A 23,076-nucleotide genomic window follows, 5' to 3' on the forward strand; every position below is an offset into this window, starting at 1 on the left:
GGAGAGCTGGATTCAACTTGACCAAATGCGGAGACTAGTGCGCTCCGTAAAGGTTGTCTCATGACGACACAGGCAACCTGCTCCCACAACCCTAATAATCTCGAGCTTCCAGATCATGTCGACCGTTACCCTTGAATCGCCCTACACAACCCTACCCGCCCTGATTGCCATCCACGGCAAGGAGCGCGCCGAGCACCCGGCGCTGATAGAAGGCGAGCAACGGATGACTTACCGACAGCTGGATGCCGAGGCCAACCGCGTTGCCGCGGCCCTGCAGCGAGATGGGCTGCTGGCAGGCGACGCTATTGCAATCTGTGGCAGCAACTCGATCAACTACGCGGTCCTGTTTGTCGGGGCCCTGCGCGCGGGTGTGACGGTTGCCCCGCTGGCGCCGTCGTCCACGCCGGAAAGCCTGCTCGGCATGCTGGCCGACTCCGCCGCCAAACTGTACTTTGCCGACGCCAGCGTACAAAGCGCCATGGCTGGTGTCCGGGATCGTCTGAGCATGCCATTGATCAGCATGGACAACACCGGCGCCGAGCGGCATTACAACGACTGGCTGGCCGAAGATGGCGCCAAGCCAACCCCAGTAGACATTGCCCCGGAGATGACCTTCAACGTTATCTACTCCTCCGGCACCACCGGCGAACCGAAAGGCATCGTCCAGTCCCATGGCATGCGCTGGTCGCACATTCAGCGCGGCCTGCCGTTCGGCTACGGCCCGGACTGCCGCACTCTGATCTCCACCCCGCTCTATTCCAACACCACCCTGGTCTCCTTCCTGCCGAGCATCGGTCTGGGCGGCACCGTGGTGCTGATGGCCAAGTTCGATGCTGAGCGCTACCTGAAGCTGGCTGAGCAACACCGCATCACCCATACCATGCTGGTACCGGTGCAATATCAGCGCATCATGGCCCGCCCTGACTTCGACAGCTATGACCTGAACAGCTACATCATGAAGTTCAGTACCAGCGCACCCTTCCACGCCGAGCTCAAGGCCGACATTCTCAAGCGCTGGCCGGGCGGCCTGATCGAATTCTACGGCATGACCGAGGGCGGTGGCTCCTGCATGCTGGCTGCACATACCTATCCGGACAAGCTGGCTACCGTAGGCATGCCGCTGGACGGCCACGACATGCGCGTGATCGACGAAGACGGCGTCGAACTGCCACACGGAGAGATCGGCGAGGTGGTCGGCCACTCCCCCGCCATGATGGCCGGTTACCTGAACAAGCCGGAAAAAACCGCTGAAGCCGAGTGGTACGACAGCACCGGCAAGCGCTTCATTCGCACCGGCGACGTTGGCCGCTTCGATGAGGAGGGCTTCCTAACCCTGATGGATCGCCGCAAGGACATGATCATCAGCGGCGGCTTCAACATTTACCCGAGTGATCTGGAAGCCGAGCTGCGCCAACACCCGGACCTGCAAGACGTAACCGTGGTAGGCGTAGCGTCCACCAGTTGGGGAGAAACGCCGGTCGCCTATATCGTTCCCTCTTCTGGTCGCACCGTAGACACAGCGCAGGTACAAGCCTGGTTTAACGAGCGCGTCGGCAAGACCCAGCGTCTGACCCGCGTCATCATAGCCGACGAGCTGCCGCGCAGCGCCATCGGCAAGGTGCTCAAGCGCGAACTGCGCGACCAGTTCCTCGCCGAGCACGGCGTGCTGGACTGATCTGCACCCTCCCGCGAAGGCGAGTCAGGACACAGAAACTTTGTCCTGACTCGCCTTCGCGGGTATCCTCAACGCCTCATCGCACGCAAAACGTGGATGTTGTGACTTTCTCGGCAGGCGCTGAGTCTGAGCTTACGCGAGCAAAAAACGCTCAGCAGCCAACCGAAAGCGCAGTGCAGGCAGGCGTACACAGTGCACAAGCTTGACCTAGGTCATGCCAATGGCACAGCCAACGCCCTCCAGCTCATCTATCATGACTGGCCGCGCGCCCTTTCGGATGCTTGCTGACACAGAACAAGCCGAATCAATAGTGCCCCGAGGATGGGGACGAGCAGGAGCCTCTATGACACAACAGAATGCGTACACCCGGGAAGAGCTGCTCAAATGCAGCCGTGGCGAAATGTTTGGCCCCGGAAACGCACAACTTCCCGCCCCCAACATGCTGATGATCGACCGTATTACTCATATCAGCGAGACCGGCGGCAAGTACGGCAAAGGCGAGATCGTTGCCGAGCTGGATATCACCCCTGACCTCTGGTTCTTCGGCTGCCACTTCGAAGGTGACCCCGTCATGCCAGGTTGTTTGGGCTTGGACGCCATGTGGCAATTGGTTGGCTTCCACTTGGGCTGGCTGGGTTACCAGGGTCGCGGTCGCGCACTCGGCTCCGGCGAGGTCAAGTTCTTCGGTCAGGTTCTGCCGACCGCCAAGAAGGTGACCTACACCATTCACATCAAGCGCACCATGAACCGCGCCCTGACCCTCGGCATCGCCGATGGCAGCGTGGCCGTCGATGGTCGCGAGATCTACAGCGCTGAAGGTCTGCGTGTGGGTCTGTTCACTTCTACCGATAGTTTCTGAGGATCATCACTATGCGTCGCGTCGTGATTACCGGCATGGGCATTGTTTCTTGCCTGGGCCAGGACCTGGAATCCGTTGCTGCCAGTCTGAAAGCAGGCAAATCCGGCATCCGCTTCAATCCCTCGTACGCCGAAATGGGTCTTCGCAGCCATGTTTCCGGCTCCGTAGACATCGACCTCGAAGCCGCCATTGATCGTAAGGTCAAGCGCTTCATGGGTGATGCAGCGGCCTACGCTTACCTATCCATGCAACAGGCCATCGCCGATGCAGGCCTGGCCGAGGATCAGGTCAGCAACGTGCGCACCGGCCTGGTTGCCGGCAGTGGCGGCGCGTCCACCCTGAACCAGATGGAAGCGATCGACATTCTGCGTGAGAAAGGTGTCAAGAAGATCGGGCCATACCGCGTGCCGCGCACCATGGGCAGCACCGTGTCCGCCTGTCTGGCGACCCCATTCAAGATCAAGGGCGTGAACTACTCCATCTCCTCTGCCTGTGCCACCAGCGCGCACTGTATCGGCCACGCTGCCGAACTGATCCAGCTGGGCAAGCAGGACATCGTCTTCGCTGGCGGTGGTGAAGAGGAACACTGGTCGCAGACCATGCTGTTCGACGCCATGGGCGCCCTCTCTACTCAATACAACGAAACGCCTGAAAAGGCTTCCCGTGCCTACGATGCCAAGCGTGATGGTTTTGTCATCGCTGGCGGCGGTGGCATGGTCGTGGTTGAAGAGCTGGAGCACGCGCTGGCCCGCGGCGCCAAGATCTACGCCGAAGTGGTCGGCTACGGTGCCACCTCCGATGGCTACGACATGGTCGCACCCAGCGGTGAAGGCGCCGTCCGTTGCATGCAACAGGCTCTGGCCACCGTCGACGGCACCATCGAGTACCTGAACACCCACGGCACCTCCACTCCGGTAGGTGATGTTGCTGAGCTGAAGGCGATCCGTGAAGTGTTCGGCGATCAGGCACCGAAGATCAGCTCCACCAAGAGCCTGTCAGGTCACTCGCTGGGCGCTGCTGGCGTACAGGAAGCGATCTACTGCATGCTGATGCTGCGTGACAACTTCCTGACCGCCTCGGCTAACATCGAGGAGCTGGACGAAAACGCGGGCGATCTGCCGATTCTGCGTGAGCGTCTGGACCAGGCCGTCGATCTGATCATGTCCAACAGCTTTGGTTTCGGTGGCACCAACGCCACCCTGATCCTGAAGCGCTGGAACGACGCGTGATCCTGATCCGCTGAAAAAAAGCCGCAGCGACACGCTGCGGCTTTTTTTTGCGCACCACAGAGGCGCGATTTCCTCTACCCTTGCACCATAAACATCCCCCCCTCCGAGCCAACCCCGCCAAATACCTCAGCCGCCCGGCATCACGAAATGGCGTGCTTATTGCTTCCTTATAAATGATGGCAGAGTGACACAAACCGCCTGCAAGGAGCCTATATGGGGATCTTCAATATCGCCCGCTACAGTCGAGAGTCGGGCAGCAGCACCGATGCATTGTTCAAGGACCTGAATCTGGCGGCGGATTTGCCACAACACTCCGGCGCGTTTTCTCACCTGAATGCGTTTGCCCGTTCCCTTCAGCAACGCATTACCCTGAGCCTGCATGCCGCCGTCGGCATTGCCGCGCACGCCCCCGAGCTGGCACGCATAGCCGCCGACAGTCGCGCACACGGGGAGCAACTGGCCCAGTCATCCGAGGAAATTGCCAGCGCCACCGAACAGGTCAGCACCACCCTTGACTCCGAACTGGTGCCCGGAGCAACAGCGGTTTCCCAGCTATCCAGCGATGTCAGCACCCAGCTACGCCAGTGCGAGCAAGACAGCAGCAACGTACTTGGACAGGTCGACACCATCAACAACTGCGAGACCGAACTGTCCGCCCAAATTGGCGAAATCGGCAAGCAGCTGGAAGAAGTTACTCAAGTCATCGGCATGATTGCCAACATTTCCCAGCAGACCAATCTGCTCGCCCTCAATGCCGCCATTGAGGCGGCCCGAGCCGGCGAACAGGGTCGCGGTTTTGCTGTGGTGGCCGATGAGGTTCGGACACTGGCCGGCAAGACCACTGCGGCGACCGACAAGGTCGCCGAGATCATCGACAACTTTCGCAGCGGCATGCACAGCCTGAACACTGCCAGTACACAGATGCAGGCCGCCGTCGCCACCGGCCGCGAGCGCATCGTCAGCATGGACCGCAGCCTGAGCGAAGCAACCTCCGCCATGGGCCAGCTGGATCAGCGCATCGCTAGCATCGCCAGCGGTGCCGAACAGATTGGTGCTGCGGTGCGGTCCGTCAGCCAGGACGTTCAGAGCGTCGCCGGCGTGGCGAGTTCAATGATGCAAAAGGCCTCCTCTGTGCTGGAACACAGCGAGGCGGTGCGCAGTGAAGGAGACCGCCTGCTCGAGGGCCTTGGTGGCTTCAGGTTGGGCGTGCATCAAGTCATTCGCCAGCGGGTAACCGAGATGGCCGCAAGCGATGAGCTGGCGCGCGGTGGTGCCAGCGCCGAACAGGCTATGCAACGCTGGATCGAGCAGGATGGACGCTTTGAACTGCTCTACCTGGTCGGTGCCGACGGTGTGCAGGTCAGCGAGAATATTCTCAGCGCCGACCTGAAAGATGGTAGCGGCAGCAGTGCGCGAGGCAAAAACTGGTCAAATCGCCCGTGGTTCTCGAACGTACGCGACACGCTCTCGCCGTTCATCAGTGATGTCTATCGCTCCGCCGCAACTGACGGATTCTGCTTCACCCTATCTGCCCCGGTGCTGGATGAACGCGGTCAGCTGCGATACGTCCTGGGTGCTGACATCCGGCTGTCAGCACTGCTCTCCGAAGGCGGCTCCCAGCGTGGCGCCGCCACAGTCAGCGCAAGCACCCGGCCAGCCTGGGCCTGACTCGGCAAACTCAGGCAAGGCCGCCCTCCTGTGATTGCTCGGCGAGACGTTGCGATGTCCGCCGGGCCATCAGCGCCATGAACACTGTCAGCCCCCCACATACGGCCATAACACCCGCCATAGGCATAGCGCTGTCGTTGTGCAGCACGCCAACCAGTGCCGAGGTAATCCCGGCGATAATGAACTGCATGGTACCCATCAGGGCGGAGGCCACACCGGCCTGATGACCATGCCCCGCCAGCGCACAGGCAGAGGCATTGGGTAATACCAAGGCGATGACACCAACGCTGACGTACAGCGGCGGCATGAACAACCACAGACTGTCCAGCCGTAACCAGGCAATCAGCAGCAGCGCCCAGGTTGCCAGCAAGTAAACGGCGGTCATGCGTTTGATCAGCTGCAACTGAGTCCAGCGCCGCAGCAGGCGGCTGTTGAGCTGTGCAGTCAGAATAAAACAGGTGGCAACACTGCCGAACAGCCAGGCATATTGATCCGCCGGCACCTCAAACAGCTCCATGAAGACATAGGGGGAGCCGGAGATGTAGGCAAACATGCCTGCCATCGCGACCCCGCCGGTCAGCGCATGGAACATGAACAGTGGCTCCCGTATCAACTCAAGGTAGCGTCCGATGGAGGTTTTCAGCGGCGGTGGCGTCAAGTGTTGCGGCAGTGTTTCCGGCAGGAAGAAATAGACCGCCAAGGCGAAGATCGCCGAGAACAGCGCCAGAAACAGGAAGATGCTTTCCCAGCCGCCAATCAGCAATAACGTACTACCCAGCAACGGCGCCAAAATCGGCGCCACGCCCATGATCAGCATTAACTGGGAAAACGCCTTGGCTGCATCAATCGGCGCGCACAGGTCACGCACTACCGCCCGGTTAACGACCATGCCCGCACAGCCACCCAGCGCTTGGGCAAAGCGAGCAGCCAGCAGCCACTCCAGAGACGGCGCCAGCGCGCAACCCAGCGAAGCGAGGCAAAACAGACCAATGCCAAAAAGCAGAGGCCCGCGGCGACCATAAAGGTCAGCCAAAGGTCCATATATCAGTTGGCCGCTGGCCAGACCGAGAAAATAAACAGACAGGCTCAGCTGGACCTGATCGGTATCCGCCGCAAGCGCCGCCCCGATTGCCGGGAAGGCAGGCAGATACATGTCGATGGCGAGCGGACCAAAGGCACTCAAGCCACCCAGAATGAGCAGAATGTAAAAAGGCATGTAACGGGTGTCCGTGATAGCAATTGCCGTGCAACAGCGCGCACGAGCCGTTGCAGAAACAGTCGGCGTGATTCAGCAGGCTTTCATCATGCCAGAATATGCCGCCCACTGCCCTGCTGTGTCGCTATCACAGACTGCCCCGTCACGCTGGGACAATCGCTGCGCGCCGCTCAGGCCTCGTGCAGACGCGCGTTCAGCTCATCAACCAAAGGTGCCCACTCGGCATCCTCTCGCATCTGCTCGCTGAGAAAGGCCGACTGCGATGGAGTCCAGAACGGTGCATCCACCAGGCGGGTGTCGTGTGCCAGCGAATGGCTGGCAAAAAAGGCATCAATGCTCTCTGCGTCCGACGCCAAACCAAGCTGTTCAAACAAGGTACCGAGGTCTTTCTGGTGCAGTTCCATCGTGTTTCTCCCTGCTGGGGTTGAACTCATATCCTGTTTACACAGAGTAGCCCGCTTGGCTCAAGTTCCTTGCTGGGGAGCTGGATCATAGCGGTCAGCAGCGGCCTGCAGCCAGGCTTCCAGATCCTTGCGACGAACCTTTTGCCGCTTCGCCTCGGCCAGGCTGGCCAGCATATAGTCGCGCCAGGCTGGGTCGTCACCAGCCATCGACAGCGCGAGATCACGATCGGTCCAGCGGCGAATGCGTACAAACAACCACCAGTGAAAATACAGACCACTCAGGGTCGCGATCGCAATGATCAGATAATCCATGAATCCTGCTCTTGTCTATTGCTCAGGCCAAGCATGGCACAGTCACTCTCCGACAGGTACCGCTGCGGCGCTGGGTCGCGGGCGGTAGAACATCACCAGATTGCCGAACAGAATCAGCACCAGCCCGACCACCGCCATACCACGCCACTCATAGCCCTCGAACAGCGTCGACAGGCCCAGCGCAATCAGCGGAAACAGCACGGTAGCGTAGGCCGCTGCTCCGGCCCCAATCCGCCCGACCAGCGCAAAATAGGCCGCAAAGCCGATGATCGAACCAATCACGGCCAGATACAGCAACGAGCCAACGTAGGTCACGCTCCAATCGACCACAAAGGCATCACCCCGCACCAGCGCCAGCAACAGCATCGCCAACGCGCCGTACCCCATCGCGTAGGCGTTGGTCGAAAGCACGTCCAGTCCCCGGCGCTGATGGCGCACGCTGATCATGTTGCCGAGCGAGAAACCATAGGTGCCCAGCAGGCTGAGACCAATGCCAGTCAGCACTTGACCGCTGAGGTGCGCCGACTGCAGGTCATGCCAGAACAGGCAAACGATGCCGACCAGACCCAGCAAATTGGCCCAGAGCAGGCGCCGGCCCGGACGCAAACCGAAAAACAGCGCGCTGTTGGCCGCGTTGAACAAGGTTGCCAGCGAGAACAGCACCGACTCCAGACCACTGTTGATATAGGCGTTGGCTGAATAGAAACAGTAAAAATTCAGCCCGAACACGCATACGCCCTGCAGCATGCAGAACAGATGATCACGCCCTCCGATCCGCCGCAATCGGCCCAACAGCGACAGCACCACCAGCATCAGCGCCGCCGCCAGCGCAAAGCGATAGAACACCGAGACCAACGGCGCAACCGCGCCGGTCTGCATGGAAATGGCGATCCAGGTAGTGCCCCAGATCAGGACGGTAGCGGCGTACAGCAATGCGTTCATGATGCAGTCTCTGGTAATGACAGCCGAGTATCCGCCCTGTGCGGCACAACGGCTTGCACGGCCTTGCCGCCCGCTTGCACGATCCTGCGCATTTCTGCCCGGCGGCGCGTTACCCGCTTGGCGCAGCGCTGTCGCCCGCATACCATGTGGGGCGAGCCACAGCATGCGGGGAAACAATGTCAGACGAACGCTTTCAGGTATTCGACAGCCTGCGTCGGCACAACACCCGACTGCAGGACAGCACCCGGCTTGGCAACGGCGTCGGGCTGGCCTCCTGGTACAACGAGCAGGACCTGATCGACCTGGAAAACGCCGATCATCACACCCTCAGCCTGTATATCGCCGATGGCTATCAGTCCTACTTCAAGGGCACCGACGGTTGGCACAACGGCGGCGGCCCGGATCGGCTGTGTCTGATGCCCCGGCAGTACGCCTCCACCTGGAATATCCGCGGCCCGCTGTCGTTCGTTCACCTGTATTTCACTGACGCCCATCTGCGTCAGTTGGCGGAACAGACCTGGGATCGCAGCCCGCTGGCGCTGAGCGTCAACGAACAGCTGTTTGCCGACGACCCGCAGATCGCCCTGCTCTACCGCCACTTTCTGCTGACCAGCAACTGGCACGACCGTAGCGACAGCCTGACGCTGAGCAGCGCCAGCAATCTGTTGCTCAATCACGTCCTCAAACACTACACCCAGGTCAGCTGGCAGGACCCAACGATCAAGGGCGGGCTGGCACCAGCGCAGATACGGCATATCCGCGACTACATCGACAGCCATCTGGACCTGCCGCTGCAACTGGCCGATCTGGCCGCCCAGTGCCAACTGAGCGAATACCACTTCGCACGGATGTTCAAACAGAGTCTTGGCGTACCACCGCACCGCTACGTACAGCAACAGCGCCTGATGAAAGCCCAACAGCTGCTGCGCCACAGCACCGCCAATCTGTTGCAGGTCGCGCTCGCCTGTGGCTTCAGCTCTGCGGCCCACTTCAGCAACCGCTTCCACCAGCACACCGGCGTCAGCCCGTCGCAATACCGCAACCGTTGGCAGCAGGGACGCTGAGCCCCGCCACCATCAGGCCGTACGACGCACCAGCGTCAACATCCCCGCCGCAGCGGCGAACAGCCCGGCAAAAGTACGATTGAGCAGGCGCTGCTGGCGTGGCGAGCGCAACAGGCGAAGCACCCGCGCTGCCAGCCCGGTGTAACCCGCCATAACGATCAGATCGACGGTAATCATGGTCAGCCCCATGATCAGGTACTGGCTCAGCAATGGCTGAGAGACATCCAGAAACTGCGGCAGCACCGCCAGCATGAACACCACCGCCTTGGGGTTGCTCGCATTGATCAGCAAACCACGAAACACCAGCGTCAGTGGCTGACCCAGTGCACGTGGCGCATGCGTCTCATCCGCCTGCATGGTCGGCGCCCGCCATTGGCGCAACGCCAGATACAACAGATAAAGCACGCCGAACCACTTGATCAGGCTGAACGCCAGCGCCGAGGTTGCCAGCAGCGCGCCGACACCTGCCGCGACCACCGCAATCTGAATCACCAGTCCCAGCTGCAGGCCCAAAGCCGTCCAGTAACCGCGGGCAAAACCGTAATTCAGACCGCTGGACATCGACGCAATGGCACCGGCACCCGGCGACAGGCTGATGATCCAACAGGCAACAAAAAAGGCCAGCCAGGTTTCGATCGACATCGAACGGCTCCAGAAAATTTCAGGGAAGCACTAATGCTAGCAAAACCATCGACGGCCGGAGCGATACAGCTGGCAGCGAATTCAGCCCTGCGCTGTACTGCGCCCCACTACCGCCAGAGGAACCACCCGCGCCTCGCGCTGGGCCAGATAGCGGGTACAACTCACCCGCAGAAAGGATGCGAAGTTAACTACTTCGCCGCGCAGCTCCATCACCTCGTCGTACAACTTGGTGATCAGTTGATTGGTGGTCATGTCATCCACCTCGGCGATCTCCTGCAAGATGTCCCAGAACTGATTCTCCAGTCGCAGGGTGGTAACCACACCGCGAATACGCAGCGAACGCGAGCGCGACTCATACAGAATCGGGTCCGCTTTTACGTAGAGTTCACACATACAGATCTCCTGTACAGGGGCTGACCGCAGCCAGCCCCCGGCAGCAATCAGAGCTCGATTCGGGCACCCAACAGCTTGACGAATTCCGCCAGCCAGCGCGGATGCGACGGCCAGGCCGGCGCAGTCACCAGATTACCCTGAACATGGGCCTGATCGGCAGCGATATCGATATAGGTACCGCCCGCCAGACGCACATCCGGCCCGCATGCAGGATACGCACTGCACTCACGCCCTTCCAGCACGCCAGCAGCAGCCAGCAGCTGCGCACCATGACACACCGCAGCAATCGGCTTGTTGGCCGCATTGAACGCCTGCACCAGCGCAATTACATCGGCGTTCAGCCGCAGATACTCCGGTGCTCGACCGCCCGGAATCACTAACCCCACATAGTCATCGACCTTTACGCCAGCGAAGTCGTGAGTCAGGGCAAACAGGTGGCCCGGCTTCTCGGTGTAGGTCTGATCACCCTCAAAATCATGGATTGCCGTCTTCACGGTCTGACCAGCCGTCTTGTCCGGACACACCGCATGCACCTCATAGCCCAGCATGCTCAGCGCCTGAAACGGCACCATGGTTTCGTAGTCTTCGGTAAAGTCGCCAGCCAGCAGCAGAATTTTCTTGGTGGACATCACGGTACCTCCTTGCGGGTGTTTGAGCTTTCATCATGCGCCCATGCGAATGACAACGGGTAACAGCCGGTTACTACATTCTCTTTATGTCAGCTCATGCTGCCTGGATCACAGATTTCACACTGCACCAGAGGCTGCAAAAAAACACGATAAAACGGCCCAAGAAAGCCCCATAACCCCTTGATTTAAATATTTTAAAAAAAACAAACCAGCCAGAACAAACAGCTCAATGTCCAGCGTAGACGCGAACCTGGTCACAACCCTGCCATTTGTCGCACAGGTGTCCACTCTCTAGCATGCGTCAGCCAGGGCCAAGTCGGCCGACGGGGCGGACAGGACGTCCGCCCGCACCATGCAAAGGACGCTCGCATGTCGTTAACCGCAGACACCACCAGCTCAGCCGCAAATGCGGCCGACCTGCGCGATAGTGACACCTACTTTCAGCTCGAGCAGGTGTTCTCGCAGCTGGACTCCCCCCAGCAACAGGCCGCGCCAGACTGGCAACAACTGGCCGACAGTGCAGAACAACTGCTGACCCGGAGCACCGACCTGCGCGTCGCCTGCTGGCGAGCCTTCGCCCTGCTGCGGCTGCGCCGGCCGGAGCCGTTGGTACTGGCCATGGGGCAACTTGCCGTCTTCATCAATAGTGCCTGGCACAACTGCCTGCCGACACGTGAACGAGGCAGGTTTGCGGCACTTCAGTGGCTGTATTCGGCGCTTAGCCGGGAGCTGGACGCCTACCCCCAAATGGCAGACGAACTTGCCACATTGCAAGCGGCTGCCTGCCAGATCAGTACGGCCCTGCAAGCATATTCGGCAGAACGAAGCCACGACTGGAAGCAACTGGCAAGCAGGCTGCAAGCCGGTCCCAGCGAGCCGCCGACCAATCCAACGCCGGTAGTCCGCGCGCCGAGCAAACCAGTTTCAGATCCGACATTCTCCGGGCCGGTCGACACAGACCGCCAGGCCCAGCAGCAGCTGCGCCGCCTGCAGGAAGCCGCCGCGCCACTTCTGGACTGGTGGCTGACCCAGCCCGAGCGCCGCGCCTGCGCCGTAGCGCTGAGCCGGTCCCTGACCTGGGCGGGTATTTATCAGGTACCGCAGCACGACAACAAACAACACACCAACCTGCGGCCACCACCGGCCGAGCGCCTGAGCCACTGCAAGTCCCTGTGGCAACAGTCAGCACACTCCGCATTGTTGCAAGACCTCGAAACGAGCCTGCGCAAGGCACCGTTCTGGCTTGATGGTCACTTTCTTGCCGCGCGCTGCTGCGACGCGCTGGCAGACTCACAGGCCGCCGCCAGCATCCGCGGACAAACCCGTTTGCTGCTGCAACGGCTGCCCATGCTGGAACAGCTTTGCTTTGATGACGGCACCCCCTTCGCCACGCAGGCCACGCGACGTTGGCTGACTGCCGCAGCGACACCCAACCCCGACTCCACAGCGCCAAAGAGCACTGACACCAAGGACCTGTTGACACTGCTGCACAACGACGGCTTTGACGTTGCGGCCAAAACACTGGCGCAGCGGATGCAGACGCAAAATGGCGAACGTCAGCGCGCCGTAGGTCGCTTGCAACTCGCCAAGCTATTGCTGGCTGACGGTCAGAGCGACCAGGCCCGCGATCTGCTGGAGCCGCAACTGTCGCAGCTACAACACAGCATGCCGCTGGCTCTGTGGGACCAGCAGCTACTCAGCGACACTCTGGACCTTTTGCAACAAAGCCTCGCCGATCAACGCGACGAGAGCAGTCGGCAGCGGCGCCGCACGCTGCAACAGCAACTGCGCTGGCTGAACCTTGAACACACCCTTGACCAGGCCGCCCGGCCTGCCCAGCACGGAGAAACCTGATGGCCAAAGACAGCACCGTGGCCCCCCGCGAACGCATCAACGTGACCTTTACCCCGAATACCGGGGATCAGCAGGAAGACGTTGAGCTGCCGCTCAAACTGATGGTCCTTGGCGACTTCACTCTGCGACAGGACGAACGTAGCGTTGAGCAACGCAAACCCATCTTGATCGACAAAACCAGCTTCGAAGACGTGCTGGCGAAACAAGACCTGCACCTTAACTTCAACGTCGCCAACCGGTTGCAGGATGACGATCCGGACAGCGCGCTCGCGATCGAACTCAACATCGGCTCAATGCGTGATTTCAACCCGGCCAGCATCGTGGAGCAGGTTCCAGAACTGCGCCAACTCATGGAGCTGCGTGAGGCGCTGGTTTCACTCAAAGGCCCCCTCGGCAACACCCCGGCTTTTCGTCAGGCGATTGAAGCCCTGCTGCGCGATGACCAGTCGCGCGAGCAGGTGCTGACCGAACTTGGCCTGGCGCCAACCCCGTGATGAGCCAACAGGAGCCCACCTTATGAACAGCCAACCCGCCGCAACGGCGAGCAGCCCAGTCGCCACCAGCAGCCTGCTTGATCGCGTGATCGCTGAAACCCAGCTAACGCCAGAGGACGACTCCTACGCGATCGCCCGCCGTGGCGTAGGTGCCTTTATCGCTGAACTGCTCAAACCTCAAAACGATCAGGAGCCGGTAAAAAAAGCTCTGGTCGACCGCATGATCGCCGAGATCGACAGCAAGCTGAGTCAGCAAGTCGACAGCATTTTGCACCACCCCGACTTCCAGCAACTGGAGTCAGCCTGGCGCGGCCTGCACCTGCTGGTCGAGCGCACTGACTTCCGAGAGAACATCCGCATCGAGCTGATCAATGTCTCAAAGCAGGACCTGCTCGACGACTTTGAAGACAGCCCGGAGCTAGTGCAGTCCGGCCTGTACAAACACGTATACACCGCCGAATACGGTCAGTTCGGCGGCCAACCGGTCGGCGCCATGATCGCCAACTACCAGTTCGGCCCGGGCACCCAGGATATTCGCCTGCTGCAACAGGTCGCTGGGGTTGCGAGCATGGCCCACGCGCCTTTTATCGCCGCCGCAGGCCCTGCATTCTTTGGACTATCCAGCTTCAGCGGCCTACCCGACATGAAGGACTTGAAGGATCACTTCGACGGCCCACTGTTCAGCAAGTGGCAAGGCTTTCGGGAAAATGAGGACGCCCGCTATGTGGGCCTAACATTACCGCGCTTCCTGCTGCGTACGCCCTATGATCCGGAGGATAATCCGGTTCGCAGCTTCAGCTACCGAGAAACCGTCAGCGACAGTCATGAAGACTACCTCTGGGGCAATACTGCATTCGCGTTCGCCAGTCGCTTGACCGACAGTTTCGCCCGCTATCGCTGGTGCCCCAACATCATCGGCCCGCAGAGCGGCGGCGCCGTTGACGACCTGCCGCTGCACCACTTTTCCAGTATGGGTGAAATCGAAACCAAGATACCCACTGAAGTGCTGGTCTCGGATCGGCGAGAGTACGAGTTGGCCGAGGCGGGTTTTATTGCCCTGACCATGCGCAAGGGCAGCGACAACGCCGCCTTCTTCTCCGCCAACTCGGCCCAGAAACCCAAGTTTTTCGGCAACAGTGCCGAGGGCAAGGCCGCGGAGCTTAACTTCAGGCTGGGGACACAGCTGCCCTACCTGTTCATTATCAACCGGCTCGCCCATTACCTGAAGGTACTGCAGCGCGAGCAGATCGGCGCCTGGAAGGAACGCACCGACCTGGAGTTGGAGCTTAACCGCTGGATTCGCCAGTACGTAGCCGACCAGGATAACCCGAGTGCCGAAGTACGCGGTCGTCGACCGCTGCGAGCTGCTGCCATTGGGGTTGAGGATGTCGCCGGGCAACCCGGCTGGTATCGGGTCAGCCTGAGCGTGCGTCCCCACTTCAAGTACATGGGTGCCGATTTCACCCTGTCGCTGGTTGGCAAGCTGGACAAGGATTGATGGCCAAGTCCGGATATGGCTCTCTGCTGGAGCGATTAAGCGGCATTGCCCAGTCGCGCGCGGGAATGGCAACCGCCGATGCCGTCAGCGCATCGGTGACCGCGCAGCTGGCGCGCATGCTCAGCACCCGGGCGGGCAGCGTGCAGATGCTGCCCGACTACGGGTTGCCTGAGCTGAACGATATGCGCCTTACGCTGCACGACACCCGGCAACAGGCGCGAGCAGCGATAGAGCGCTTCATCGACCGCTATGAACCCAGGCTGAGCGATGTACGGGTTGCCAGCCAGCACGACGCCAGCGACCCGCTTCGCCTGGCGTTCACCATCAGCGCCCGGCTCAACCTTCCTGAACTGCGGCGGCCGGTGACCTTTAACGTGCAACTTGACGGCCGGGGACACGCCGCAGTGACCCTGCTAACCGAGCGCCCCGACACCTGACCCCACCATGACTTTCAATCACTACTTTCAGAGCGAACTGAGCGCCCTTCGGGATCAGGGCCGACGTTTTGCCGAACACAACCCGGCGCTGGCTCCCTATCTCGCTGGTACCAGCACCGACCCCGATGTCGAGCGACTACTCGAAGGGGTCGCCTTCCTGACCGGACGCCTGCGGCAAAAGCTCGACGATGAACTCCCCGAGCTGACCCACTCGCTAATGCAGCTGCTGTGGCCCAACTGCCTGCGCCCCATGCCGGCGGTTGCCATGCTGCAGTTCGAGCCTCTCAAGCGCCCACTGAGTGAGCTGACTGTCGCGCGCGGCACCGCGGTCGAGTCTCGCCCAGTTGATGGCATTCGCTGCCGCTTTCGAACCACAAGCGACGTCGCTCTGCTCCCCCTTGAGCTGACCGGGTCCCAATACTATAGCCACGCGACTGGCGCCCGACTGACTCTACCGCTGCAGATGGCCTGTGAAGGCAGCCTGGCGGATCTAAGTCTGCATCGCCTGCGCCTGCATCTGGGAGGCAACTCATATTCGAGTCATCAGTTGTATCTGCACCTGTGTCGCCACTTGCACAGCATTACCTTGCAGCCGCTCGACGCCGCCGGACAGGCGCTCGGCGACACCGCGGTCTGTCGCCTGCCGCCCAGCCGGCTGCAGGCGAGCGGCTTTGCCAGCGATGAGGTACTGCTGCCGGACAGCGACCAGGGTTTCAGCGGGTATCATCATCTGCGCGACTACTTCGCCTTCGCAGAGAAGTTTCTGTTTGTTGAACTATCCGGGCTCGAGCAACTCGGCGAACTGGGCGATCAGGTGCTCCAGCAGGCCCGCGGCCTGCGTATCGAGTTCGATTTACGTCACCCGGACTGCCGTCAGCTGACACCCGACGCCAATATGGTCCAGCTGTACTGCTCCCCGGCCGTTAACCTGTTCAGCCACGATGCCAGCCCGATCCGTCTGGATGGCCGGCAGGATCGCTATCTGTTGCGCCCGGCCGGGCTATCGGCCAGCCAATGCGGAGTATTCTCGGTTGATCGGGTAACCGGCTGGAAGCCGGGCGGGATGGGCTACCGAAACTACGTTCCATTCGAATCCTTCGAGCATGATCACCAGTTGGGCAGTCCGGATGCGCCCCCCCACTACAGCCTGCGCCAAATTCCTGCGCTGCAAGGTGATGCTCTGGAAACCCACCTGTGCTTTGGCCATCAACAACAGGACCAGCAGGAAACACTGTCGATCGAGCTCACCTGCACCAATCAGCAATGGCCGAGCAAGCTGGCCCAGGGCGACATCTGCCACCCTGGTGAAGGCACACCCGAGTTTGTGCAGTTTCGTAATATCGGTCGCATAACCCCGAGCTACGCACCTGCCCTGCACAAACAGGGGCTATGGCAGCTGATCAGCAGCATGGCGCTCAACTACCAGACGCTCGAAGACATCAATGCCCTGCGCGAAGCTATCAACTGTCACGACCTGCCGCGGCACTTTGATCAGACCGCGGCCAAGGTCAGCCAGCGTCGCTTGACCGCTTTGTGCGCGGTGCGTCATCACCCAACTGATCGTCTGTTCCGCGGGCTTCCGGTTCGCGGTGTGCAATCAGAGCTGGAGGTCGATGCCGATGGCTGCAATGGCCCGGGTGCCCTGTTTCTGTTCGGCTCGGTGTTGAATGAATTTCTGGCCCAGCACGCGGGCATCAATACCTTTCACGAACTGTCCATCACCAGCCTGCAGGGAGAGCGCTATCAATGGGTACCGCGCATGGGTCAACAGCCCCTGTTTTAATTCGACTGCAACGGGACATCCAGCACTACAGCCTGTATCAGGCGCTGCTGTGCCTGCTTGATCAACTGCAACAGATGCACCCGAGTGATACGCCCGAGGCGCTTTATCGCCGTATCCGCTTCTGCGCCAATCCCGCGCTGGGATTCGCCGCCCGTGATATAGAGCAACTGCGCATTGAGGAGAACGAAAGTGGGTTGCAGTTTATCCTGCAGCTGAACCTGATTGCGCTCAGCGGCGCCAGCTCACCGCTGCCTGCCCATCAGGTAGAACAGGCACTGGGAGATGATCAGGCCAGCAACAGCGTGCGCGCCCTGCTTGACCTGTTCAATGACCGTCTGCAGCGTCTGCTGCTGCCGATCTGGCAGAAATACCGCTACTACAGCCGCTTTCGCTGCGGCGCCAGCGATGTGCTGTCCACCCGCCTGCTGGCCCTCGCCGGCCTGCACGGGGAACCCGGCTCAGCAACGCTGCAACCCCGTCGTCTGCTCCCCAGTCTGGGCCTGATCAGCCGCCGCGCCCAGTCGGCTGACAGTGTCACCGCGGTGTTGCGCCACTACTTTCGTTACCGGCGAATAGAGCTGGAACAATGCTTGCCACGCTGGGTGTCCATACCCAGCGAACAGCGCTCTGCACTGGGACGGGCAAATAGCACGATTGGCAGCGGGCTGGTGCTCGGCAGGCAGATCAGAGATGTCGGTGGCCGTTTCCGGGTGCACCTGCTGCAGCTCGACTGGAACGACTTTCATCGGTTTTTGCCACCGGGCCGGGACCATCGATCCCTGCGCGAACTAATCGCCTTCCTGCTTCGCAGCCCACTGCAGTACGACGTTCGCCTGCAGCTGCAAGGCAGTGAAGTGCGTGCCCTGCAGTTGGGCAAACGTAACCCCTGTCTGCTCGGCTGGACAACCTGGCTCGGCCGCCCCAACGGCGATCCGAGCATCCTTTTAAATGCACCGGACCAAGGATGGCCTGCATGATTCCGATTGATCTTCACCAGCTCATCAACCTACTCAGCGACGACCTGCGCAGTGATCTGGAACAAGCAGCAGAGCACTGCCTGCAACGCGGTGGTGCCAGCGTGCAACCGGAGGACCTGCTCTGGGCACTGCTGCAGCGGACAAACAACCTGCTCGCTCAGCTACTGGCTGCCAGCGGCCAACCAGTCGACGCAATCCTGTCACGCTGTCAGCTGGCCACAGAGTCTGCTTCAACCAGTCGCAACCCCGGCCTGTCTGTCACGCTGGTCACCTGGCTACAACAGGCGCTGTTGATCGCCAGCACCGAATTGCAACAGCAGCAGGTCGACCAGCCCGCGCTGTTACTTGGCTGGCTGCGCAACCCGCTGCTGCACCCCGATCCGCTGGCCGGCATCAACGCCGAGCAGATACAACAACTGGCTGACGGCAGCCCGGCCAGCAAAAACGACACCCCCTCGCTGCTTGAGTCGTTCACGCATGACCTCACCAGACAGGCCGCTGACGGCAAACTCGATCCGGTCCTGGGACGTGAGCGCGAAATCCGCCAGTTGGTCGACATCCTTTGCCGCCGCCGCAAAAGCAACCCGGTGATTATCGGCGACGCCGGGGTTGGCAAGAGCGCACTGGTTGAGGGGCTGGCCCAGCGCCTTGTCGCCGGCAGCGTCCCGGATAGTTTGCGCGGCTGGCGCCTTTTGAGCCTCGACCTCGGGCTCCTGCAAGCTGGCGCGGGCGTGCGTGGCGAGCTGGAGCGTCGCCTGCAGGGCGTGCTCAGCGCGGCCAGTGATCCGGCCAACCGCATCATTCTGTTTATCGACGAAGCGCATACCCTGATCGGGCACGGCGGTGAGGCCGGCACGAGCGATACCGCCAACCTGCTCAAGCCCGCCCTCGCCCGCGGCGCCCTCAAGGCAATCGCCGCGACCACCTGGAGCGAGTATCGCCGTCATATAGAAAAGGACCCAGCACTGGCCCGTCGCTTTCAGCCATTGCAGCTGCGCGCGCCAAGCTCCTCCCAGGCCATCACGTTACTTCGCGGCTTGGCCCCCCGCTACGCCGACAGCCATGGACTGCACGTGTGCGACGACGCCGTGGTTGCTGCCGTCGAGCTGGCAGCCCGCTACCTGCCAGACCGCCAGTTGCCCGACAAGGCAATCGATCTGCTCGACACAGCCTGTGCCCGGGCCCGGGTAAACCTGGCCGCGGCGCCTGCCACGCTGGACCAGTTGCACGCAGCACTGGCTGACGGCACGCGCCAGCGAGAGGCCATCGAACGCGATCAACAGCTTGGCCTGCCCACTGACGGTGAACTGCTCGATCAATTGCACAACCGACACCAGAAAGACAGCAACGCGCTACGCAGTCTGCAGCAACAGTGGAGCGCGCAACGGGAGCTGGCACTGCAGTTAGTCAGCCAGCGCCACCAGATCGATATCCCTCACACCGAACACCGTCAGGCGTTGCGGCAGCTGCAGCAGGAGCAGGCGCTGGTCTCGGCGGAGGTGGACCGCAATACCATCGCAGAGGTAGTCAGCGAGTGGACCGGCATTCCGCTGGCGCAGCTACGCGGGCACTACCACGAACGCATCGCCCGTTTCGCCGAAAACCTGACCGGCCGCCTGCATGGTCAACCAGAAGCTATCAAGCAACTCGACCTCTGTTTGCGGGCCAGCACGCTAGGTTTGGCGAGGCCGGACCGCCCGGCCGGAGTATTCCTGCTAACCGGCCCCAGCGGTGTCGGCAAGACCGCAACGGCCGAAGCCATTGCCGACCTGCTGTACGGCGGCGAGGCCTTCCTTACAACCATTAACATGGGCGAATATCAGGAGCGTCATAGTCTGGCTCGCCTTATCGGTGCTCCACCCGGCTATGTGGGCTACGGTGAAGGCGGCCTGCTGACCGAAGCCGTGCGACGCAAGCCGTACTCGGTCGTTCTGCTGGACGAAGTCGAGAAGGCGGACCCGCAATTGCTCAATCTGTTCTACCAGATATTCGACAAGGGGCTGGCGACCGACGGCGAAGGCCGTGAAATCGACTTTCGCAATACCGTCATTCTGCTCACAGCCAATCTGGGCAGTGAACAAATAGACCACCTCTGCCGGGACGGCGCGCGGCCCACTCCCGGCCAACTGACCGATGCCATTGGACCTAGCCTGGAGGCCCATTTCAAGCCCGCTCTGCTCGCCCGAATGCGCGTTCTGCCTTACTACCCCATAACCACAGGCGACCTGCAAGCTATTGCCAGCCAACGGCTGGACGCACTAATCCAGCGCCTGCAGAACTGCGCCGTTCACTGCCGGCTTGACTCGCAATTACCGCCGCTAATCGCTGAGAGGTGCATGCAGAACGGCGGAGCTCGAGGGGTTGAACGTTGGATTGAGGACCAAGTGATCAGTTGCATCGCCGACCGGCTGCTACAGACGGACCAGGCAACCCCAGCAGCAACGAAGCTGTACGTTAGCGTCGATACAGAAAGGATGGTTCGCTGTGAGCTCGCGTGAAGTACTGCCCGTAAGGGTTCCGGCGGAGTCAACGCCCGACGTTACTCAGGTCCTCGAAGGACTGGCAGCGTTGACACGCTGCCAGCGCCCGTTTGAGCTGGAGCAAGCACTGGTCAGTTGGCTGGCCGAGCTGAGCAACTGTGCATTGGTTCAGCTCTACCTGCTCGATGCCAGCCACAGCCAGCTGCCGCTGTGCTGTCAGTGGCTGGACGGCCACACGGAAGCCGGCACTGGTCAGGATGGGCTGGGCGAGTCACTGCTCGCATACAGTCTCAGTCAGAACGCCCCGCTGCAGCTGAACGAACTGGATCGAAGCCTGCACGCCACGCCATTTCTGCCGACAGGCCAGTCCCCCTGGCGTAGCCTGCTTTGCCAGCCGCTGCTCGACCGCCAACAGCAGATATCAGGCCTGCTGGTGCTGGCCAGCCGAAGCCGCAGTATAAACGAGGACCTTACGGCATCACTGGCACTGATCGGCACTATCGCGCTGGCACAGCTGCAGGCATTGAAGCAGGCAGGCTTGGTGCATCAAGCCCCCACTCCCGCGCTAACGGAACCGGCCTCGGACAGTGAGCACGGCTGTTTCGGTCTGATTGGCGAGAGCCCTGCCATGCAGCAGGTCTATCGATTAGTCAGCAAGGTGCTGCACAACCCGGTCACCGTTCTGCTTGGAGGGGAAACGGGTACCGGCAAAGAGCTGGTGGCACGGGCGATTCATGACTACGGGTCACGCCGTACCCAGCCCTTTATCGCCCAGAACTGCAGCGCTCTGCCCGAGCACTTGCTCGAAAGCGAATTGTTCGGCTACCGCAAGGGGGCATTTACCGGCGCCAACCAGGACCGGGAGGGGCTGTTTGACGCAGCCAACGGCGGCACCCTATTTCTGGACGAAATCGGCGACATGCCGCTGGCGCTGCAAGCCAAGCTCTTACGGGTGCTGCAGGAAGGCGAAGTACGCCCACTGGGCAGCAACCAGAGCCATCGTGTCGACGTACGCATCGTCGCTGCGACGCACCAGAATCTTTATGGCCAGGTTGAGCAGGGGCGCTTCCGTGAAGACTTGTACTACCGCCTAAGCCACTTTCCGATCACCTTACCACCGCTGCGTGAGCGCGGCGCCGATGTCCGCGAGCTGGCGCTGCACTTCACCCGTGAAACCTGTACTTTCCTGCAGCGCTCCAACTGCCGCTGGTCAGACAGCGCGCTGGCCTACCTGGCAAGCCACCGCTTTCCCGGCAACGTGCGCGAACTCAAGGGGCTCATTGCCCGCGCGCTATTGCTCTGTGACGGCAACCTGCTGCTCCCCGAGCATCTGCAACTGCCCAATACACCAACCCACGCACACCGTCTGACCCTGCGCGAACAACTGGACAAGGTCGAGCGAAACCTGCTGAACGAAACCCTGCAGAAGCACAACGGTAACCAGACGCAAACCGCTCAGGTGCTCGGTCTCCCGCGCCGCACTCTGCTCTATCGCATGCAGCGACTGGGCATACCGCTGCGGACAAGACAGCAGGCTAAGGGAGCGCGAAAGTAGCATTGCGACTGGCGACAATTCAGGGTTTGATGGTCAGCCCTGCTTCGCCGGAGTTGAACCATGCCCAAGGCAATGCTGCTGACTGTATTGGCCATGCTGGCTTTCGCCGGCAATTCCGTGCTGTGCCGCCTGGCACTGGACACCACCGGGATTGACCCGGCCAGTTTTACCAGTCTGCGACTGATCTCCGGTGCAGCGACGCTCTGGTTGCTGGTTACCCTGCGTGGCGGCAGCGTAACCAGCCAAGGCAGCTGGCCGTCGGCAATCGCACTGTTTGCCTACGCTGCAGGGTTTTCCTGGGCGTATATCCACCTCGATGCAGGTATGGGCGCCTTGCTGTTGTTCGCTGCGGTACAGGTCACCATGATCGGTACAGGCATCGTTCGCGGTGAACGGCTGACGCTGCCGCAGCAGGCGGGTATGGCGCTGGCAACACTTGGGCTTATTGCGCTGCTGCTGCCAGGGACCAGCGCCCCGCCATTGCCGGCCGCACTGAGCATGTTGGCTGCAGGTATTGCCTGGGGCGTTTACTCACTTCGCGGACGTGGCGCGACCAACCCTACCGCCGTGACCGCCGGCAATTTCCTGCGCACAGCACCACTGGCAATCATCCTCAGTTTGGTGATGCTGCAGAACCAAAGCCTGGACACCGAGGGCGTGCTCTATGCGCTGGCCTCGGGCGCCATTACCTCTGGGCTTGGCTACGCCATCTGGTACGCAGCGCTGCCGCTGCTGCGCGCCAGCGTGGCGGCCACCGTGCAGCTCAGCGTACCGGTGATTACCACGCTGGGAGGCGCCTTGCTGCTGGCTGAGCCTCTCACACTGAGGCTGTCGCTGACATCTGCGATGATCCTTGGCGGCATAGCGCTGGTGCTGACCCGGCCACGCAAGACCGGCTGAACCTTCCACGGCCGAGGCAGTCGCAATATCTGGCCAATCCGCTCTGGCTTGAGGCATGATGAGCG

General features: G+C 61.2%; 21 protein-coding genes. 14 read left to right on the forward strand and 7 right to left on the reverse strand.

Features of this window, described 5'->3' with window-relative positions:
• The first annotated feature begins 115 nt into the window (after positions 1–115).
• From ACKPCU_RS13780 to ACKPCU_RS13795, 4 genes are all read left to right on the forward strand, one after another.
• Entirely contained in the window at positions 116–1,675 is a 1,560-nt protein-coding gene (locus ACKPCU_RS13780) for a class I adenylate-forming enzyme family protein (protein ID WP_321347532.1), read from the forward strand.
• A 343-nt stretch (positions 1,676–2,018) separates the two neighbouring features.
• Positions 2,019–2,534, forward strand: coding sequence for a 3-hydroxyacyl-[acyl-carrier-protein] dehydratase FabA (gene fabA / locus ACKPCU_RS13785; protein WP_321347534.1), 516 nt, complete (start codon positions 2,019–2,021; stop codon positions 2,532–2,534).
• Between the two features lie 11 nt (positions 2,535–2,545).
• Positions 2,546–3,763: a beta-ketoacyl-ACP synthase I gene (gene fabB, locus ACKPCU_RS13790; protein WP_104737576.1), complete on the forward strand. Its 1,218-nt coding sequence runs from the start codon at positions 2,546–2,548 to the stop codon at positions 3,761–3,763.
• Positions 3,764–3,976: 213 nt separating this feature from the next.
• Complete coding sequence (locus ACKPCU_RS13795) at positions 3,977–5,431, forward strand: methyl-accepting chemotaxis protein (protein ID WP_321347537.1); 1,455 nt, start codon at positions 3,977–3,979, stop codon at positions 5,429–5,431.
• A gap of 10 nt (positions 5,432–5,441) precedes the next feature.
• Here ACKPCU_RS13795 and ACKPCU_RS13800 read toward each other — a convergent pair whose 3' ends face one another.
• The 4 genes from ACKPCU_RS13800 to ACKPCU_RS13815 all read right to left on the reverse strand — a co-directional run bounded on the left by ACKPCU_RS13800 (position 5,442) and on the right by ACKPCU_RS13815 (position 8,305).
• The gene (locus ACKPCU_RS13800; RefSeq protein ID WP_321347539.1) at positions 5,442–6,647 is read right to left on the reverse strand and encodes a multidrug effflux MFS transporter; all 1,206 of its coding nucleotides are present in this window, start codon (positions 6,645–6,647) and stop codon (positions 5,442–5,444) included.
• 170 nt (positions 6,648–6,817) lie between these two features.
• Positions 6,818–7,051: a DUF2789 domain-containing protein gene (locus tag ACKPCU_RS13805; protein WP_104737580.1), complete on the reverse strand. Its 234-nt coding sequence runs from the start codon at positions 7,049–7,051 to the stop codon at positions 6,818–6,820.
• Between the two features lie 60 nt (positions 7,052–7,111).
• Entirely contained in the window at positions 7,112–7,363 is a 252-nt protein-coding gene (locus tag ACKPCU_RS13810; RefSeq protein ID WP_104737581.1) for a hypothetical protein, read from the reverse strand.
• Between the two features lie 42 nt (positions 7,364–7,405).
• Positions 7,406–8,305: a DMT family transporter gene (locus ACKPCU_RS13815; RefSeq protein ID WP_321347542.1), complete on the reverse strand. Its 900-nt coding sequence runs from the start codon at positions 8,303–8,305 to the stop codon at positions 7,406–7,408.
• A gap of 176 nt (positions 8,306–8,481) precedes the next feature.
• Here ACKPCU_RS13815 and ACKPCU_RS13820 point away from each other — a divergent pair, with 176 nt between their 5' ends.
• Positions 8,482–9,369 (forward strand): AraC family transcriptional regulator, encoded by an 888-nt coding sequence (locus ACKPCU_RS13820; protein WP_321347544.1) that lies wholly within the window; start codon positions 8,482–8,484, stop codon positions 9,367–9,369.
• A gap of 12 nt (positions 9,370–9,381) precedes the next feature.
• Here the strand turns inward: ACKPCU_RS13820 and ACKPCU_RS13825 are convergent, their stop codons facing one another.
• From ACKPCU_RS13825 to ACKPCU_RS13835, 3 genes are all read right to left on the reverse strand, one after another.
• Positions 9,382–10,011, reverse strand: a complete 630-nt coding sequence (locus tag ACKPCU_RS13825; protein WP_321347546.1) for a LysE family transporter — start codon at positions 10,009–10,011, stop codon at positions 9,382–9,384.
• Positions 10,012–10,092: 81 nt separating this feature from the next.
• Positions 10,093–10,404 carry a ribbon-helix-helix domain-containing protein gene (locus tag ACKPCU_RS13830; RefSeq protein ID WP_088275291.1) on the reverse strand — a complete coding sequence of 104 codons (312 nt, stop codon included), beginning with the start codon at positions 10,402–10,404 and terminating at the stop codon, positions 10,093–10,095.
• Positions 10,405–10,451: 47 nt separating this feature from the next.
• On the reverse strand, positions 10,452–11,033 hold the full coding sequence (locus ACKPCU_RS13835) for a DJ-1/PfpI family protein (protein ID WP_321347551.1): 582 nt from the start codon (positions 11,031–11,033) through the stop codon (positions 10,452–10,454).
• 369 nt (positions 11,034–11,402) lie between these two features.
• On the opposite strand from ACKPCU_RS13835, the gene tssA reads away from it, so the two are divergent.
• From tssA to ACKPCU_RS13880, 9 genes are read left to right on the forward strand one after another with little or no spacing between them, the layout of a single operon-like run.
• A complete protein-coding gene (tssA, locus tag ACKPCU_RS13840) occupies positions 11,403–12,887 on the forward strand; it encodes a type VI secretion system protein TssA (RefSeq protein ID WP_321347553.1) in 1,485 nt (494 codons plus the stop codon).
• Entirely contained in the window at positions 12,887–13,381 is a 495-nt protein-coding gene (gene tssB, locus ACKPCU_RS13845) for a type VI secretion system contractile sheath small subunit (protein ID WP_321347555.1), read from the forward strand. The genes tssA and tssB overlap by 1 nt, the downstream gene beginning before the upstream one ends.
• Before the next feature lie 22 nt (positions 13,382–13,403).
• Positions 13,404–14,879 (forward strand): type VI secretion system contractile sheath large subunit, encoded by a 1,476-nt coding sequence (gene tssC / locus ACKPCU_RS13850; RefSeq protein WP_104737587.1) that lies wholly within the window; start codon positions 13,404–13,406, stop codon positions 14,877–14,879.
• Entirely contained in the window at positions 14,879–15,316 is a 438-nt protein-coding gene (gene tssE, locus ACKPCU_RS13855; protein WP_321347559.1) for a type VI secretion system baseplate subunit TssE, read from the forward strand. Before tssC ends, tssE begins: the two co-directional genes overlap by 1 nt.
• A gap of 7 nt (positions 15,317–15,323) precedes the next feature.
• Complete coding sequence (gene tssF, locus ACKPCU_RS13860; protein WP_321347562.1) at positions 15,324–17,099, forward strand: type VI secretion system baseplate subunit TssF; 1,776 nt, start codon at positions 15,324–15,326, stop codon at positions 17,097–17,099.
• A complete protein-coding gene (tssG, locus tag ACKPCU_RS13865) occupies positions 17,063–18,076 on the forward strand; it encodes a type VI secretion system baseplate subunit TssG (RefSeq protein ID WP_321347564.1) in 1,014 nt (337 codons plus the stop codon). Before tssF ends, tssG begins: the two co-directional genes overlap by 37 nt.
• On the forward strand, positions 18,073–20,574 hold the full coding sequence (gene tssH / locus ACKPCU_RS13870; protein WP_321347565.1) for a type VI secretion system ATPase TssH: 2,502 nt from the start codon (positions 18,073–18,075) through the stop codon (positions 20,572–20,574). The genes tssG and tssH overlap by 4 nt, the downstream gene beginning before the upstream one ends.
• 4 nt (positions 20,575–20,578) lie before the next feature.
• A complete protein-coding gene (locus tag ACKPCU_RS13875) occupies positions 20,579–22,111 on the forward strand; it encodes a sigma-54 interaction domain-containing protein (RefSeq protein ID WP_407651856.1) in 1,533 nt (510 codons plus the stop codon).
• Positions 22,112–22,171: 60 nt separating this feature from the next.
• Positions 22,172–23,011, forward strand: a complete 840-nt coding sequence (locus tag ACKPCU_RS13880; RefSeq protein WP_104737592.1) for a DMT family transporter — start codon at positions 22,172–22,174, stop codon at positions 23,009–23,011.
• The last annotated feature ends 65 nt before the right edge of the window (positions 23,012–23,076 follow it).

Source organism: Halopseudomonas oceani (assembly GCF_963677335.1).
Lineage (GTDB): Bacteria > Pseudomonadota > Gammaproteobacteria > Pseudomonadales > Pseudomonadaceae > Halopseudomonas > Halopseudomonas oceani.